The sequence below is a fragment of the Flavobacterium sp. KH_001 genome, assembly GCF_057840745.1.
Genome location: NZ_CM174520.1, coordinates 2,912,899 through 2,927,959 on the forward strand (window position 1 = coordinate 2,912,899; position 15,061 = coordinate 2,927,959).

The 15,061-nt window shown below is 32.9% G+C and carries 13 protein-coding genes; 6 read left to right on the forward strand and 7 right to left on the reverse strand.

From position 1 onward, the window contains the following. Positions 1–6: 6 nt before the first annotated feature. The 3 genes from AC3ITQ_RS12550 to AC3ITQ_RS12560 all read left to right on the forward strand — a co-directional run bounded on the left by AC3ITQ_RS12550 (position 7) and on the right by AC3ITQ_RS12560 (position 4,098). Positions 7–951: an NAD(P)H-dependent flavin oxidoreductase gene (locus AC3ITQ_RS12550; protein ID WP_489234568.1), complete on the forward strand. Its 945-nt coding sequence runs from the start codon at positions 7–9 to the stop codon at positions 949–951. Positions 952–970: 19 nt separating this feature from the next. After that, positions 971–1,381, forward strand: a complete 411-nt coding sequence (locus AC3ITQ_RS12555; RefSeq protein ID WP_489234569.1) for a hypothetical protein — start codon at positions 971–973, stop codon at positions 1,379–1,381. Between the two features lie 248 nt (positions 1,382–1,629). Then, complete coding sequence (locus AC3ITQ_RS12560) at positions 1,630–4,098, forward strand: T9SS type A sorting domain-containing protein (RefSeq protein ID WP_489234570.1); 2,469 nt, start codon at positions 1,630–1,632, stop codon at positions 4,096–4,098. A 67-nt stretch (positions 4,099–4,165) separates the two neighbouring features. On the opposite strand, the gene AC3ITQ_RS12565 is transcribed toward AC3ITQ_RS12560, so the two are convergent. Beyond that, positions 4,166–4,600 (reverse strand): DUF4268 domain-containing protein, encoded by a 435-nt coding sequence (locus AC3ITQ_RS12565; protein WP_489234571.1) that lies wholly within the window; start codon positions 4,598–4,600, stop codon positions 4,166–4,168. Between the two features lie 92 nt (positions 4,601–4,692). Here AC3ITQ_RS12565 and AC3ITQ_RS12570 point away from each other — a divergent pair, with 92 nt between their 5' ends. Both AC3ITQ_RS12570 and AC3ITQ_RS12575 read left to right on the forward strand, forming a co-directional pair. Next, the gene (locus AC3ITQ_RS12570) at positions 4,693–5,343 is read left to right on the forward strand and encodes an NUDIX hydrolase (RefSeq protein WP_489234572.1); all 651 of its coding nucleotides are present in this window, start codon (positions 4,693–4,695) and stop codon (positions 5,341–5,343) included. 125 nt (positions 5,344–5,468) lie between these two features. Then, positions 5,469–6,299: a lysophospholipid acyltransferase family protein gene (locus tag AC3ITQ_RS12575; RefSeq protein ID WP_194655438.1), complete on the forward strand. Its 831-nt coding sequence runs from the start codon at positions 5,469–5,471 to the stop codon at positions 6,297–6,299. Positions 6,300–6,407: 108 nt separating this feature from the next. Here the strand turns inward: AC3ITQ_RS12575 and AC3ITQ_RS12580 are convergent, their stop codons facing one another. From AC3ITQ_RS12580 to AC3ITQ_RS12590, 3 genes are read right to left on the reverse strand one after another with little or no spacing between them, the layout of a single operon-like run. Beyond that, positions 6,408–7,040 carry a DUF8845 family protein gene (locus tag AC3ITQ_RS12580; protein WP_489234573.1) on the reverse strand — a complete coding sequence of 211 codons (633 nt, stop codon included), beginning with the start codon at positions 7,038–7,040 and terminating at the stop codon, positions 6,408–6,410. 8 nt (positions 7,041–7,048) lie between these two features. Next, positions 7,049–7,543, reverse strand: a complete 495-nt coding sequence (locus tag AC3ITQ_RS12585; protein WP_026982022.1) for an RNA polymerase sigma factor — start codon at positions 7,541–7,543, stop codon at positions 7,049–7,051. A gap of 44 nt (positions 7,544–7,587) precedes the next feature. Then, entirely contained in the window at positions 7,588–8,646 is a 1,059-nt protein-coding gene (locus tag AC3ITQ_RS12590) for a DUF3810 domain-containing protein (protein ID WP_489234574.1), read from the reverse strand. Between the two features lie 176 nt (positions 8,647–8,822). On the opposite strand from AC3ITQ_RS12590, the gene AC3ITQ_RS12595 reads away from it, so the two are divergent. Further along, entirely contained in the window at positions 8,823–10,283 is a 1,461-nt protein-coding gene (locus tag AC3ITQ_RS12595; protein ID WP_489234575.1) for an aminoacyl-histidine dipeptidase, read from the forward strand. A gap of 249 nt (positions 10,284–10,532) precedes the next feature. Here the strand turns inward: AC3ITQ_RS12595 and AC3ITQ_RS12600 are convergent, their stop codons facing one another. From AC3ITQ_RS12600 to AC3ITQ_RS12610, 3 genes are all read right to left on the reverse strand, one after another. Beyond that, complete coding sequence (locus AC3ITQ_RS12600) at positions 10,533–11,840, reverse strand: DUF389 domain-containing protein (protein ID WP_489234576.1); 1,308 nt, start codon at positions 11,838–11,840, stop codon at positions 10,533–10,535. Positions 11,841–12,045: 205 nt separating this feature from the next. After that, the gene (locus AC3ITQ_RS12605) at positions 12,046–12,819 is read right to left on the reverse strand and encodes a carboxypeptidase-like regulatory domain-containing protein (RefSeq protein WP_489234577.1); all 774 of its coding nucleotides are present in this window, start codon (positions 12,817–12,819) and stop codon (positions 12,046–12,048) included. Positions 12,820–13,060: 241 nt separating this feature from the next. After that, positions 13,061–14,983 carry a DEAD/DEAH box helicase gene (locus AC3ITQ_RS12610; RefSeq protein ID WP_489234578.1) on the reverse strand — a complete coding sequence of 641 codons (1,923 nt, stop codon included), beginning with the start codon at positions 14,981–14,983 and terminating at the stop codon, positions 13,061–13,063. Positions 14,984–15,061: the final 78 nt, after the last annotated feature.

The window sequence follows — 15,061 nt, forward strand, 5'->3', positions numbered from 1 at the left end:
GCCTGCATGAATAAAATCACACAACTTTTCAATATAAAATACCCAATAATTCAAGGTGGAATGATTTGGAACAGCGGTTATAAACTAGCTTCTGCAGTTAGTAACTCAGGAGGTTTAGGCTTAATTGGCGCTGGCTCAATGTATCCTGAAGTATTAAGAGAGCACATTCAGAAATGTAAAAAAGCGACTGATAAACCTTTTGGTGTTAATATTCCGATGTTATACCCCAATCTTGAAGAAATCATAAATATTGTGGTGGAAGAAGGTGTTAAAATCGTTTTTACTTCGGCTGGAAATCCTAAAACCTGGACTTCTTTTTTGAAATCTAAAGGAATTACAGTTGTTCATGTTGTAAGTAGTAGTATTTTTGCTTTGAAAGCACAAGAAGCAGGGGTAGATGCTATCGTTGCAGAAGGTTTTGAAGCCGGGGGACACAACGGTCGCGATGAAACTACAACATTAACGCTGATTCCTATGGTGAAAGAAAAAATTCAGATTCCGATTATCGCCGCTGGTGGAATCGCAACAGGAAGAGGAATGCTGGCTACCATGATTTTGGGTGCCGATGGTGTTCAGGTTGGAAGTCGTTTTGCAGCCTCAATAGAATCATCTTCACACAATAATTTCAAAGAAACAATAGTTAAAGTGAAAGAAGGAGATACGCAATTGACTCTAAAGGAATTGGCTCCAGTTCGTCTGATAAAAAATAAGTTTTATCAGGATGTTCAGGATCTATATGAAAAATGCCCATCAAAAGAAGATTTAGTGCAGCTTTTAGGTCGTGCCAGAGCAAAAAAAGGAATGTTTGAAGGAGATCTTGATGAAGGAGAACTTGAAATTGGACAAATTGCCGGACTCATTCACGAAATTTTGCCGGTTGAACAAATTATTCAACAAATGATGACTGAATTTGAAACTGCCTGCAAAGAAAAGGCTAAATTTGAGTTTTAATTTCCCCAAGAAATACAATATGAATTCTATACGAACCTACATAATATTACTTTTTTTGGCATTTGGTCTACAACAGGTTCAAAGCCAGTCTTATCAATTTAAAACATCAGGATTTAGTGTTTTAGAAAAAAACGAAAGAGGAAAATGGGGTGATTGGTCGAATCTTGACTTAGTCAATTTATCTGTAATTCTGGATACTAATAAACATAGAATTGTTGTTTATTCTCAAGAAATTCAACTTTTTAGTATTTTGAGTTATATTGAAAGAGAAGAGAACGATACTGATATCGTTTATTCTTTCATGTGTAAAGATAATGACGGAAGAGAGTGTAAGTTGTCTATTATTACACGCAAAAAACAGGATTACCGCAAACAGCTTTATATCAATTACGACGATCATATTATTGTTTATAATATGTCTAGTGTGTAAAAGTATTCATATAAACAGCATCTCAAACCCGATAAATTTTTAAAGTTTATCGGGTTTGTAATTTTAAAATTTTAATGATGGGAGAATTAAAAAAGTATGTTTTATTAAAATTACTTATTTTAAGAGTTTGTGATGAAAATTGTTATATTTTGACTTGTTAAAATTGTTCATTTATTTAATAAAATGATAAGTTATTGAATGATTTTTTCAAAATACCTAAACTAAAAAACAATTAACCTACACCGCGTATGAAGAAATTCTACTCTTTACTTTTATTTACTCTTTTCGGAATTTTATCATCTTATGCCCAAACCATAGATGAAACATTTAAAGAACCAACAGCTTATAAAGCTGCTAAAATTAGCGTTATAAAAGAACTCGCCGATGGTAAGATTTTGCTTGCTGGAAAGATCGCCTTTTATCAGGATAAAAAAGTAAATAACCTTATTCGTTTAAATTCAGATTACTCTCTTGATGAAAGTTTTGTTTTTGTGGGAGATCCGGGCTTTGAAATTAAAGATGTTAAGTTTCAAAGCAACGGAAATATTATAGTTCTAACTACCAAAGATAATTTTGGTCTTGCTGATTATTTTAAATTGTATCAGCTTAATCCTAATGGTGACATTGTAAAAGAAATTACTACTATTTTTAATGCAACAGCTATTGCCATTCAGGCTGATAATAAAATATTAGTAACTGGAGGAGCGCCAGGTTATTATGATTTTACCAGCTGTTATTTAAACCGATTCAATAGTGACTTTTCTTTAGATGAAACATTCAACAACGATTTGGCTTTTAATACATCAACAACATCACTTGTAGTTTCTAAGGAAGGCAGTATATATGTAGGCGGTACATTTACTACTATCAATGAAATTGCTAAAAATAGTATTGTAAAATTAACTTCTGATGGTGAAATTGATGAAACATTTGATGTAGGACAAGGTTCTAATGGTTCTGCCTTTTCAATGACACTTCAGGAGGATGGCAAATTATTAGTTGGAGGAAGTTTTTTACCAAAACCTAATGAGCCATTATCAAGCAATATACGCAGGTTAAATTTAGATGGATCATTTGATGATACTTTTAACTCTTATTATCTTAATTTTCATGCTTCAACAGTTATAGTGAAAGATTCCTATGTATACTTCGGAATGTATGACGCTGCAGCATTTAAAAGTTATATAGCCAAACTTAATCCTGATGGTTCACTAAATCAAACTTTTTCTCTTGGCAGATTGAATGAAAGGGGAGAGCAATTTTTCACAATGGGTCTAATAGATGATAAGATTATTTATAACAATTCAGGAAATGTTGGCAATAAATATGGTTTGTCTGTATGTGATCTAAATGGTAATCAATTAGATTCTTCAGAATTAAAACCAAGTCAATACGGAACCTTTGACAAAGGTGTATCTTTTGATGGAAAATTAGTAGTTAAAGGCGATTTTGTAAAAATTAATGATGTTGATACTAATGATATCGCTCTTTTAAATGAAGACGGTTCGGTTGATCCATCTTTTGCTTTTTCTAATTATCTTGGAGAAATTAAACAGTTTCAAGTTGTAGATAATGAAACTATTTTTGTTAGCAGTAATGAGAAGCTTCTAAAACTTAATAATAAAGGCGAAATTTTAAAAGATTTTAATTTTGAGGATGTTCACTTAATTTCAGTAGATAATTTTAAAGTTTTAGAAAGTGGGACAATTTTAGTTTCGGATATATATGGATTATATTTCGTACTTGGTGAAGGAGAGGGTGGTATTAAGTCTTTTACTCTGCCAACTAATACTCAATATTGGTTTGTAGGGACTAAATTCGACCTTCAGGAGGGTAAAATTATTTTTGGCGCAATGTATAATGATTATAGGACTGTTCCTAACATTTACAGTTCTTATGAAATTTTGAGGATTGATATTACAGGCCAAGTTGATGACACGTTCAAAATAAACGGTTCAGGTCCTGATACTTCAATTAGCAAAATAAAAGTACTGGATACAGGTGAAATTATTTTGGCAGGAGATTTTTTAAATTTTAATGGATTGCCAGTTCCCAATCAAATTGTAAAGCTTTCTAAAGATGGTGAAATGGATTTGGAATTTAATGAAAATCAAAAATCAGGTACAATTGGTATCAGTACAAATCATGATTACAGAAAAATTGAGCAAGTAGGAAACGTTCTTTATATTACTGAAGGAGATGCCAATGTTACCGCAATTAATCTAGATGGTACATTTGTTAAAGATTTTGAATTACCAGTTGAAATGGATCAGGTAAGTGATATTGTTGCAGTGGAAGAACAAATTACGCCCGCGGGTAAAAAATCTACAGCAAAGGCAGCAATTGATGCTGATCGTTTTATATTTGCTATTGGTTCATCAAAAAATACTGGAGCTGAAGCACCATCATTTATTGTAAAATTAAATGTAGGTAAAGATTCAGGATCTTTAGGAGTTGGGCCAATTCCACAAAAAGAGATCTCAAATGTTCTGGTTTATCCAATTCCTGTTACCGAGAAAATGAGTTTATCATTTTCAAATTCGATTGCGCCAACAAAAATTGTCATTTATTCAGTAAATGGAGCAGAAGTATATACTGCAGATTTAAAGAATACAGATAGTCCTGAAATAGATATGAGTCAGCTTAATTCGGGGATTTATTTTGTGAAAGTTTTTTCTGAGAAAGGAACGGAAACGAAAAAGATAATTAAAAAGTAATTATTCTAAAGCAGGATTAAAAAGGCTCTGAATTTCAGAGCCTTTTTATTTAAATCTAAGATTTTTTTTAATCAATGTCTTTGATGAACTCATCATATTCTAAATAGAACATTTCAAGAGTATGCATTTTTTCATTGAAAAAATCAAAAATAGCATCCCAGTTATTACGGTTACTAAAGCCTAAACCTGTTTTTTCAACCCAGATTCGGCTGATAGTTTTACCGCTTTCCAAAGTGTAATTTTTCTCGTAAACTAAATCCTGAACAAATTCTTCTTCCAAAATATTTTTTAAAGCTTCTATTTTTTCAAAATAGGCTGTTCGTTTTTCATCACTTCTGTGTTCGATATCAATTAAAACCTGAGCTTTTTTATTGTCAACGAAAAATTTAAAAGAAAAGTCTTTTATTTTAGTGTCGTAAAGAACCCATTTGCGTGGATATTTCTCGGCGAAAGCCACCCAAAATTCTCTTTTAATCTTCTGTGATTCTTCTTTACTGTACATTTTTATAGGCTTTGGTTCCAGAAAACTTGTAAAACCGCGTTTTCTGGACTATATTTATATTTTATTTGAAAATACAAAAATAAACTTTGAATATGGATTTTCAAGATTTTTTGCAATATGTTCCTAATTTAATTCCAGTTGAATTGCCGGCAACTTTGGCCCACATAAAGATGGCTCCAAAAGGACGCATTGAAGAACTTAAAAATTTTGATTTAACAACTAAAACCCCGAGAATTGCCGCAGTTATGATGTTGTTTTATCCTAAAAATGAGGAAACACATTTGGTTTTAATTGTTCGGAATGCTTATAATGGCGTTCATTCCTCTCAAATAGCCTTTCCAGGAGGTAAATATGAAATTTCAGATGTCAATTTTGAAGAAACAGCACTTAGAGAAACAGAAGAAGAGGTTGGTGTATCATCTGAAAAAATTGAAATAGTTAAGCATTTTACTCCTATGTATATTCCGCCAAGTAATTTTTTAGTACATCCCTTTTTGGGAATTGCCAAAGAAGAACTTTCATTCTTTCCCGATATCAGAGAAGTAGCTGATATTATAGAATTGCCGTTGTCCGTCTTTTTGGATGATGAAATTATTATCGAAACCACATTGTCAACTTCTTACGCTGCAAATGTTTTAGTTCCGGCATTTAATATTCAAAATCACGTTGTTTGGGGAGCAACCGCGATGATATTGAGCGAACTAAGAGAAGTTCTGAAAATAACTTTTGAGGAAAACTCGTAAAAATGAAAAATTAATGATTTGATATTCATTATAATAACAATTTATTTCCGAAATTGCTTAATAGTATTGCTAAAAGAATAATTTTTGTATGTTTGCGACCTAACAAAAAAACACAATAAGCACTTATGGGATTGTTTAAACGAAATCCTTTTGGACATATATTATTCATCAAGAAATGGTTAATCCGAATCTTGGGCGCCATGACGCACCGCAGATACAGAGGTTTTAATGAACTGCAGATTGAAGGGTCTGAAATTATTAAAACATTGCCAGATAATAATGTATTGTTTATTTCGAATCACCAGACTTATTTTGCCGATGTTGTGGCAATGTTTCATGTCTTTAACGCAAGTTTAAGTGGACGTCAAGATACTATTAAGAACATTGGATATTTGTGGCAACCCAAAATGAATATTTATTATGTTGCTGCAAAAGAGACCATGCAAGCAGGTTTATTGCCAAGAATCCTGGCTTATGTTGGTGCTATTACAGTAGAAAGAACATGGCGAGCCAAAGGTGTCGATGTAACGGAAAAACGTGAAGTCAACCCAAATGATACTGAAAATATTAGAATTGCCCTTGAAGATGGCTGGGTAATTACTTTTCCGCAAGGAACTACAAAATCTTTTAAGCCAGTTCGTAAAGGAACAGCTCATATTATCAAACAGCATAAACCAATTGTAATTCCGATTGTTATTGACGGTTTCCGTCGTTCATTTGACAAAAAAGGATTACGAATGAAGAAAAAAGGGATTCTGCAGTCTTTTATAATCAAAGAACCTCTTGACATTGATTATGAAAACGACACCATTGAAGAAATTGTAGAAAAAGTTGAATATGCTATCGAACAACATCCCTCGTTTTTAAAAGTTATTCCAGCCGAAGTAATTAAGGCAGAGGAAGAACTTAACGAAATGAGAAGATGGAGTTATAAGGAGCCAGAAAATGAAAATTAGATTTGTAAATATTTTTTAGGTGTGATAAAATGATAAGCGGTTATTATTTTTCTATTGACTTAAAAGAAAACCTTTGAACCTTTGCCTCTCTGAACCTTTGTACCTTTTTTAAAAATCAATTTTCTTCAACTCTTTATAATTAGCGTATAATCTTCGCAATAGCGTTCCGTAAAGCAAACGGTAAAAGCACCAGAAGAGTCCAAAAAAGGCACAGGAAACTAAAAGAGCTATCCCAAAAGTTATAAACATAGCTTTGCCATTGGCAGCCAATTTTTCTCTTATAAAAGCCATATCCGGATTATATACAAAAGCGACAAAGAAGCTTAATATTGCTATTATAACAATCATTCCCAGGTTATACCAAACATAGTACTGGACGGTTTTTCGAGTTCTTAAAATAGCACTCATTAATGATTTGGTGGCAACAGTTGTTGAAATTGTGGTGTAGTTTTTATAGAAAATAAATACGAAAATCAATCCTACTAAATAATTTAGGTAAGTCAGATATTCAAGTGCATTGACAATTTCCGGATGATTGATTTTTTGCAAAGCATCATCAGTATTAAGGAATAAGTTTGAAAAAGTCCAAAACGAAATCTCCAAAATGCTGATTATCAAAATCCACTTCACAATAGAAGATGATTTTTTGTGAATCATTTTGTAGATTTCCTGTTCAGAAATTTGTTGAAAAGAAGCCGAGTTCTTTTTCCAGTCTTTTTTTAATAAATCCAGTTCTTTCATAATAATTTTTAAGGATTTAGTATTTTTTTAAGTTTCCCCTTAATTCTGTTCATTTTCACGCGCGCATTCACTTCGCTGATCCCTAGGGTCTCTGCTATTTCTTGATAATCTTTGTCTTCTAAATACATAAAAACTAATGCTTTTTCGATGTCATTAAGCTGATAAACGGCTTTGTACATCAATTTAATCTGTTCTTCCTCTTCATAGTTGTAATCAACATCTTTTACAAAATGCTGATGACTTTCATATTCTACGGTCGATATGGTTCTTTTGGTTTTTCGGTATAAGGTAATGGCGGTATTTAAAGCCACACGATACGTCCAGGTCGAAAATTTACTGTCGCCTCTAAATTTCGGATAAGCTTTCCAAAGCTGAATGGTAATTTCCTGAAACAAGTCTTTGTGTGCATCTTCGCCAGCAGTATACAATCTACAAATTTTGTGGATTATATTCTGATTAGCCTTCAATTGCGCAACAAATGACTGTTCTAGGTTTTCGCTCATAATGTATTAGTAGTATTGCAATCTATTTTGTTACAGATGTATTATTATTTTTTGGTTTTATAGTAATTCACCATTAAATCGACAAATTTACTGTAACTGTCCATGCCGTCTTTTTGGTTGTTTGTTTTTAGAAAATTATCATAAAAAACATGAAAACCTTCATCTATAAAAGTGTCGTACTGTTTCCAGAAATCATGGCTTTCCTGATAGTTTTTTAGGATTCCAATATGAGTTTGTTTCTTTAACTGCTCAAATATCTTCTCATTCTTAACTTGCCAGATTCCTAAACAATAACGTAAAGCAAAACTGTATCCAGAATATTGGAAGTATAAATTTTTGTTTTTTACTGAAGCTAAAACGCCAATAAAATTACATTCACTTTCACTTGCAAAACCTATTTGATGCGCCATTTCGTGACTGGTAGTAACTGGAAAATTATACATTGGTAATAAGTCATTTACCTGAGCTTCATTCGTAAAAGGATTCAGATATCCGCCAAAACCCATGTAGGTCAAAGGCAGGCTAAAAAGAGATTTTTTCACACTTAAAATTTCATATTTGAAATAAGGATGTTCTTTAGCAAGGTTCTCGTAACCATTCAGATTCATCTGAAAAGCTTGTTTTTGAGAGTACGGAAAAATAACTTTTGAGCTGTCATTTTTGGTGATTTGAAATTGAATTTCATTGGTTTTACTAATTAGTTTTTTTGTAAAAGCTAATAATTCCGCATCTGTATATTCTCTTTTGATCTCCATTTTTTCGAAAAGTGGTTCGCGATAATAATTGAATGCCCAGAGAACATGAAATAAGAAATAAAAAACAGAAATTTTACCTACGATTTTTAGCAGATGATCTTTCCAGTCTGTTCTCCAAGTTTTCCGGATTTGCCAAAACCAGCTGATTACAGACAGAATTAGAATAGAATAAATAAGATCACCAATAGAAAACGGAATCTTACCTAAAAGTGTGCGTGACAAATGCGAAATTCTGATATATAAATTGTTGCTATAAGCACCTTCTATAAAATCCGGAAAAAAAGGAAGGATCTTTAGAAAAACAATTTGAATGATTAGAAATATAGGGAGAATGTATTTTGATTTCACTTCTTAAATTTTGGATACGTAAATATAAATACAATATTAGAACTAAAAAAAGTTTGTATTTATGGAATTTGATTTTAAAGTAGATAATTGATGCTAATTCGTGAAATTTGTGGCGAAAAAAAATATAAACTTTGTAACTTTGACATTCTTAATTGTTAAACTTCAAACAAAATATAATGAGTCAGGAAATAAGAAATCTGGAACCAAAGGCACTATGGAATAAGTTTGCCGATTTAAACGCTGTTCCGCGTCCGTCAAAGAAAGAAGAACGTGTGATCGAGTTTATGAAAAACTTTGGAAACAGTTTAGGTTTGGAAACTTTTGAAGACGAAATTCGAAATGTAATTATCCGTAAACCTGCAACTCCGGGAATGGAAAACCGCAAAGCAATTGTAATGCAGGGACATCTTGATATGGTACATCAAAAAAATGCAGATACTGTTTTTGATTTCGATACTCAGGGAATCGATATGTATGTTGATGGTGATTGGGTTCGTGCGCGTGGTACAACGCTTGGTGCTGATAACGGATTAGGAGTTGCAACAATTATGGCTATTTTGGAAAGCAAGGATATTCCGCATCCGGCAATCGAAGCTTTGTTTACGATTGATGAAGAAACTGGAATGACAGGAGCTTTAAACTTAAAAGGAGGAATTCTTCAAGGTCAGATTTTATTGAATCTTGATACTGAAGAAGATGATGAGATTGATATAGGATGTGCTGGTGGAATCGATGTAACGGCGACAAGAACCTATCATGAAGAAGAAGTTCCGGAAGGATCAGTAGGTCATATTATTACCGTAAAAGGCTTAAAAGGTGGTCATTCTGGAATGGATATTCATAAGGGTTTGGGTAATGCCAATAAAATAATGAACCGTTTGTTGTTTGATGCTTTCGAAAACTTCGGATTACAGGTTGTTGAAATTAACGGAGGAAGCTTGCGTAACGCTATTCCGAGAGAAAGTGTTGCAAAAGTGATTATTTCTGAAATGTTTGATGAAGCTTATATCTTTGATATGCAGGAAATTATCAACGATATTAAAGCAGAATACAAAACGACTGAACCAAACTTATCTATTGAAATCGTAAAATGTGATTTACCAGAAAAAGTAATGGACCTAGGCGTGCAGGAAGGAATCATAAGAGCTATTTATGCGGCTCAAAACGGTGTTTGCAGAATGAGTGCTGATATGGAAAATTTAGTTGAAACTTCAAATAATATTGCCCGTGTTATTGTAAAAGACGGTGAAATTTTAGTTGGATGTTTAACGCGTTCCTCTGTCGAAACTTCAAAATTTGATTTAGCGAATTCACTTCGTTCTGCTTTTGAATTAGTAGGTTGTGAAGTTGAACTTTCTGGTTCTTATCCAGGTTGGACACCAAATGTAAATTCTGAAATTTTAGATACTTTAGTTGGAATCTACGAAAAGCAAAATAATGAGAAACCAAAAGTGGTTGCTTGTCATGCTGGTTTAGAATGTGGAATTTTAGGAACAAACTACCCAGATATGGATATGATTTCTTTTGGGCCAACAATTCACGGTGCGCATTCACCTGATGAAAGAGCTAGTATATCATCAGCTCAAAAATATTGGAAATTTGTATTAGAAATTCTTTCAAATATTCCGGTTAAGTAATAGTTTTCAGTGTTCAGTTTTTTAGTATCCAGTAAATCTGTATACTAAAAAACTGGACACTGTTTACTTTTTTAATCTCTCTTCGGAGAATTTTTCTTCTCTCGTTTCTCTTCTTTTTTTTCTTTTGCCGTTTTTAACGGTTCTTTTTTTGCTGTTTTTTTAGCATCTTGACTCTTTGACATATTTTTTATGATTAAGTTATTTTATTTATTTTCAAGTAAATATACCTTCTATTTTTGGTTTATGATGCTAGTTTTGTCGATATACTTCAATTGAGTCTTTGGCAAGCCTTTGTTTTAACCACATTTTCATTTTTATTTGTGTTGGTTCATCTAGACTTTTTTTGCTTTGAAAAAGAATTACCGGAATAACTTTCGATTTAGTTGTTTCGTTCTCAATAGTATAATTTCCAATCTTAAGAGAAGTTATTTCTGGGAATAAAATTTTAGCTTCATTGTTAATCTGGTTCGCGCTGAAATTATATTGCGATAATTGATTTCTAAGGTTATTGATTAAAATATCCTTTTGATCGACAACACTTTGATTGTTGTTAATCTGATTCATAATGTCTTTTCTCAAATTAACGGTATCTTGTCTAATAATAAGTTTTGTATTGGGTAAGTCGTAATTAATTAGCTTCTTGTTAAGATTTGCAATTTCATTATCATTAAATTTTTTGGTTAAAAAAGCTACCTCAATTTTTTTAGGATCTGCATTGTATCTTATTTTCTTATAAATAATAGGATAATCTTTATTTTGGAATTCATCCTCAAGAAAAACTTCTACTTTAGAATTATAGCTTTTTTGATTATATAACTGGTAAGCAAAATAAACACTAGGTGTAATTAAGAATAAAATTAAAATCGAGATTCCGTATTGTACTCGTTTCTGATGTTTTTGATCAAGCTGTTTTGCAATTGGGTATTTTAAGTATTTAACAATCAAAAAGGTAGCGATGCAAATAAAAACACAATTAATAGTGTATAGATACAAGGCTCCCAAAAAGTACAGGTAATTCCCTAATGCCAATCCATAACCAGCTGTGCAAAGAGGAGGCATTAAAGCGGTTGCAATCGCTACTCCTGGAATCGGATTTCCTTTTTCTACCCGTGTTACGGCTATCACACCCACTAATCCTCCAAAAAAAGCAATTAAAATATCATAGATATTAGGAGAAGTTCTGGCTAATAATTCGGATTGGGCTTCTTTAAACGGACTAATATAAAAATATAGGGTAGAAGTAGCTAAACTTACCAAAGTGGCAATAATCAGGTTTTTAATAGATTTTTTTAAAAGCTCAAAATCATACATTCCTAAACCAAATCCGGCTCCAACAATTGGTCCCATTAAAGGTGAGATTAACATGGCGCCAATAATTACTGCTGTTGAATTCACATTTAATCCAACTGATGCAATAATGATAGCACAAGCTAAAATCCAAATATTGGAACCTCTGAAAGATACAGAGCCTGTAATGTTTTCTATTACAGATTTTTTGTTCTCTTCGCCTTTATGAAGATCAATAAAATTTAAAATTTTTTGAGTAATATCTGTCATGATTTGAAAAGGAATTATAAAGTAAAATTAAAATGTAAATAGAAGTTGGTATGTCTAATTTAATCAAAAAAAGAGATTAAAAGCTGGATTTGTTAGAGAAACTATCTGCAATGACTAGAAAAAGAAGATGAAAATTTCTTTGTCAGGCATAAAAAAATCCTTAATTAAAATTAAGGATTCGAATATTTTGATTTTAAAACAAAATCTAATTTCGTTTTAAAACTTTGTATTGTTCGTAACAACCGCTAATAGCATCCAGAATTTGCAAATCGTTTGCAGATTGAATAAAGGAATCAGAATAGTTGCAACGTTGCAAAATATCTGGAATTTCGTCTTTGCTTATTCCTAAAAGAACAGCAAGTGTTTCGCGATCGTATTTCGATTCTAAAAGGTTTCGAATAGTATCGTCTTTTTTCATATCTTTTAGTTTCTTGAGCTCTTTACCGTTTTTTCCAAAGAAATTGTAGAGCATATCAGCCGGATTGAAGATGGATCCCAATACTTTTCCAAAGGCATTTGGAGCATATTCACCAGCTTCATATCCTTGCGTAAGACCAGAAATACTGTAACGGTAATTTTCTTTGGTAGGGATCAATTTGGAATCGATTTCAAGGTATCCTGTCAAATTAAAAGGAGCAATAACAACTTCTTCAAGAGCAATTGCTTTTTCAGTAAGCTGAATTCTTGTTACTTTATTTTTTATCCAGTCATTTGTTACTCTGATTCGCAGAGATTGAAATCCTAAAAGAGAGAAATGGAGTGTGTCATTTGGCTGCACATCAATTTCAAAATATCCTTTACCATCAGACTGTGCACCACGTACTTTGTTTGTGTTAATGATATTTACATTAGGAATTGGCTGTTTACTATTATCGTTGTAGATGTAACCAGAAACTCTTTGAGGAGTTGTAGGTTCCGTTTCCTGAGCGAAACTTATGGTCGATACTAGTATAAAAAAGAAAACTGCGAAATATTTCATATCCTGATTTAAAGCACTAAAAGTAGTAAATAGGGATTAAATATTTCGCAGTCTTCGAATATAATTATAAGAAAATTAACAAAGCAGGTAGAGTTGCTTTTGGTATTTACATAAAAAGGTAAAAGGATGATTAATTAAATTGTCTTTGAATTAGAAAACTCACAGATAGAGATATAAAAAAATCCCAAATTCCAAGTATGTCTGGAATTTGGGATTTTATATTTAAAGATAATCTAAATGATTAGTCTCTTCTTGGTCTTCTTGGTCTTGGTGAATCACCAAAGCTTTCAGAACGTCTTGGAGCTCTGTCTGAACTTCCTTCATTTCTTGGGGCTGAACTTCTAAAACCACCTTCTCTTTTTGGAGCAGATGAATTTCTGTCGCTTCTGAAACCACCTTCTCTTGGAGCTGAGTTTCTATCGCTTCTGAAACCTCCACCAGAACCTTCACGTCTTGGTCCGAAACTTCCGCTTCCAGAACCTTCACGTCTTGGTCCTCCAGCGCTTCTTCCACCACCAGAACGTCCGTTATGGTCACGTCTTCCGCCACCATCATTTTTAGAAATTTCAACATTAATACGACGCCCTTCTAATTGTACGTTGTTTAATACTTCCATTACTTTATCAGTGTGCTCAGGATCAGTGTTAAAGAAAGAGAAACCTTCTTTTACATCTACTTTGAAAACATCATCGCGACCTAAGTCTAATGTTTCTTTCAGGTAATCCTTAAGAGTCATCCAGTCAAAATTGTCTCTAGAACCAATGTTTACAAAATAACGAACTGCTCCATTATTATTGAATTCTCTTGGTTCAGAATCACTTCTTTCACGTCTTTCTCCAGATTGAGTAGAAATATCTCTGTTCTTTTTATAGTAAGCAATAAAACGGTTAAATTCTACTGATACCATTTTTTTGATCAGTTCTTCTTTAGATAAACCTTCAAGAACATTGTTGATTGCCGGTAAATAGTTGTCAATTTCGTGATCAACTTCAGTATCTTTAATTTTGTTTGCTAAGTGTAATAACTGAATTTCGCAGATTTCGATTCCAGATGGAATAGATTTTTCTTCGAATTTTTGTTTGATGATTCTTTCGATAGAAGAAATTTTACGCAACTCACTTTTTGTAACAATTACAATAGAAGTTCCTAATTTTCCAGCTCTACCAGTACGTCCAGAACGGTGATTGTAAGTTTCAATTTCGTCAGGAAGTTGGTAATTTACTACGTGAGTAATATTATCAACGTCAATACCACGTGCAGCAACGTCAGTAGCAACAAGCATCTGAATTTGTCTTCCACGGAAAGATTTCATTACACCATCACGTTGCGCCTGAGATAAATCTCCGTGCAATGCAGCAGCGCTGTATCCATCTTCAATTAATTTTTCAGCTACAGCTTGTGTATCTCTTTTAGTACGACAGAAAACCACAGAGAAAATATCTGGATTTGCATCGGCTAAACGTTTTAAAGCTTCGTAACGGTCACGTGCATTTACTAAGTAAAACTCGTGAGAAACTGTTGCAGAACCTGAGTTTTTAGCTCCAACAGTAATTTCAACCGGTTCGCTCATGAATTGTTTTGCAATTCTGGCAACCTCTTGTGGCATAGTTGCAGAGAACAACCATGTACTTTTTTGATCTGGAGTATCTGATAAAATAGATACGATGTCTTCATAGAATCCCATGTTCAACATCTCATCTGCCTCATCCAAAATACAGTAATCTATATTTTTAATGTTAACCAAACCTCTGTTAATCATGTCTTGCATTCTTCCCGGAGTAGCTACAATAATTTGTGCTCCTCTTTTAATGTCCCTAGCTTGCTCTGTAATACTAGCCCCGCCGTAAACTGCTACCACATTAATACCTTTCTCGTATTTTGAGTAGTTTTTAAGTTCGTTGGTAATCTGTAAACAAAGTTCTCGTGTTGGCGATAAAACTAATGCTTGTGTATTCCTGTTGTCAGCATCAATTTTTTGAATTAGCGGAAAACCGAAAGCTGCCGTTTTCCCTGTCCCTGTCTGAGCCAACGCAACCATATCTGTGTCTTTTTCCAATAATAGGGGAATCGCTTTCTCCTGTACTTCTGACGGATTCTCAAATCCTAGATCTAAAATCGCCTTCAGTAACGATTCATTCAATCCTAATTGTTCAAATTTATTCATATGTGTATTTAAAATAGGGTGCAAAATTACTGTTAATATTCCATATAAACTAATGCATTTTTAAGAATTATGTATTTG

What these genes read in the sequence shown, in the direction of transcription:
- AC3ITQ_RS12575 (WP_194655438.1), top strand. Translation starts at nt 5,469, where the DNA reads ATGGGATTGTTTAAACGAAATCCTTTTGGACATATATTATTCATCAAG.
- AC3ITQ_RS12565 (WP_489234571.1), bottom strand. Translation starts at nt 4,600, where the DNA reads ATGTACAGTAAAGAAGAATCACAGAAGATTAAAAGAGAATTTTGGGTG.
- AC3ITQ_RS12595 (WP_489234575.1), top strand. Translation starts at nt 8,823, where the DNA reads ATGAGTCAGGAAATAAGAAATCTGGAACCAAAGGCACTATGGAATAAG.
- AC3ITQ_RS12605 (WP_489234577.1), bottom strand. Translation starts at nt 12,819, where the DNA reads ATGAAATATTTCGCAGTTTTCTTTTTTATACTAGTATCGACCATAAGT.
- AC3ITQ_RS12570 (WP_489234572.1), top strand. Translation starts at nt 4,693, where the DNA reads ATGGATTTTCAAGATTTTTTGCAATATGTTCCTAATTTAATTCCAGTT.
- AC3ITQ_RS12550 (WP_489234568.1), top strand. Translation starts at nt 7, where the DNA reads ATGAATAAAATCACACAACTTTTCAATATAAAATACCCAATAATTCAA.
- AC3ITQ_RS12580 (WP_489234573.1), bottom strand. Translation starts at nt 7,040, where the DNA reads ATGAAAGAACTGGATTTATTAAAAAAAGACTGGAAAAAGAACTCGGCT.
- AC3ITQ_RS12610 (WP_489234578.1), bottom strand. Translation starts at nt 14,983, where the DNA reads ATGAATAAATTTGAACAATTAGGATTGAATGAATCGTTACTGAAGGCG.
- AC3ITQ_RS12600 (WP_489234576.1), bottom strand. Translation starts at nt 11,840, where the DNA reads ATGACAGATATTACTCAAAAAATTTTAAATTTTATTGATCTTCATAAA.
- AC3ITQ_RS12560 (WP_489234570.1), top strand. Translation starts at nt 1,630, where the DNA reads ATGAAGAAATTCTACTCTTTACTTTTATTTACTCTTTTCGGAATTTTA.
- AC3ITQ_RS12585 (WP_026982022.1), bottom strand. Translation starts at nt 7,543, where the DNA reads ATGAGCGAAAACCTAGAACAGTCATTTGTTGCGCAATTGAAGGCTAAT.
- AC3ITQ_RS12555 (WP_489234569.1), top strand. Translation starts at nt 971, where the DNA reads ATGAATTCTATACGAACCTACATAATATTACTTTTTTTGGCATTTGGT.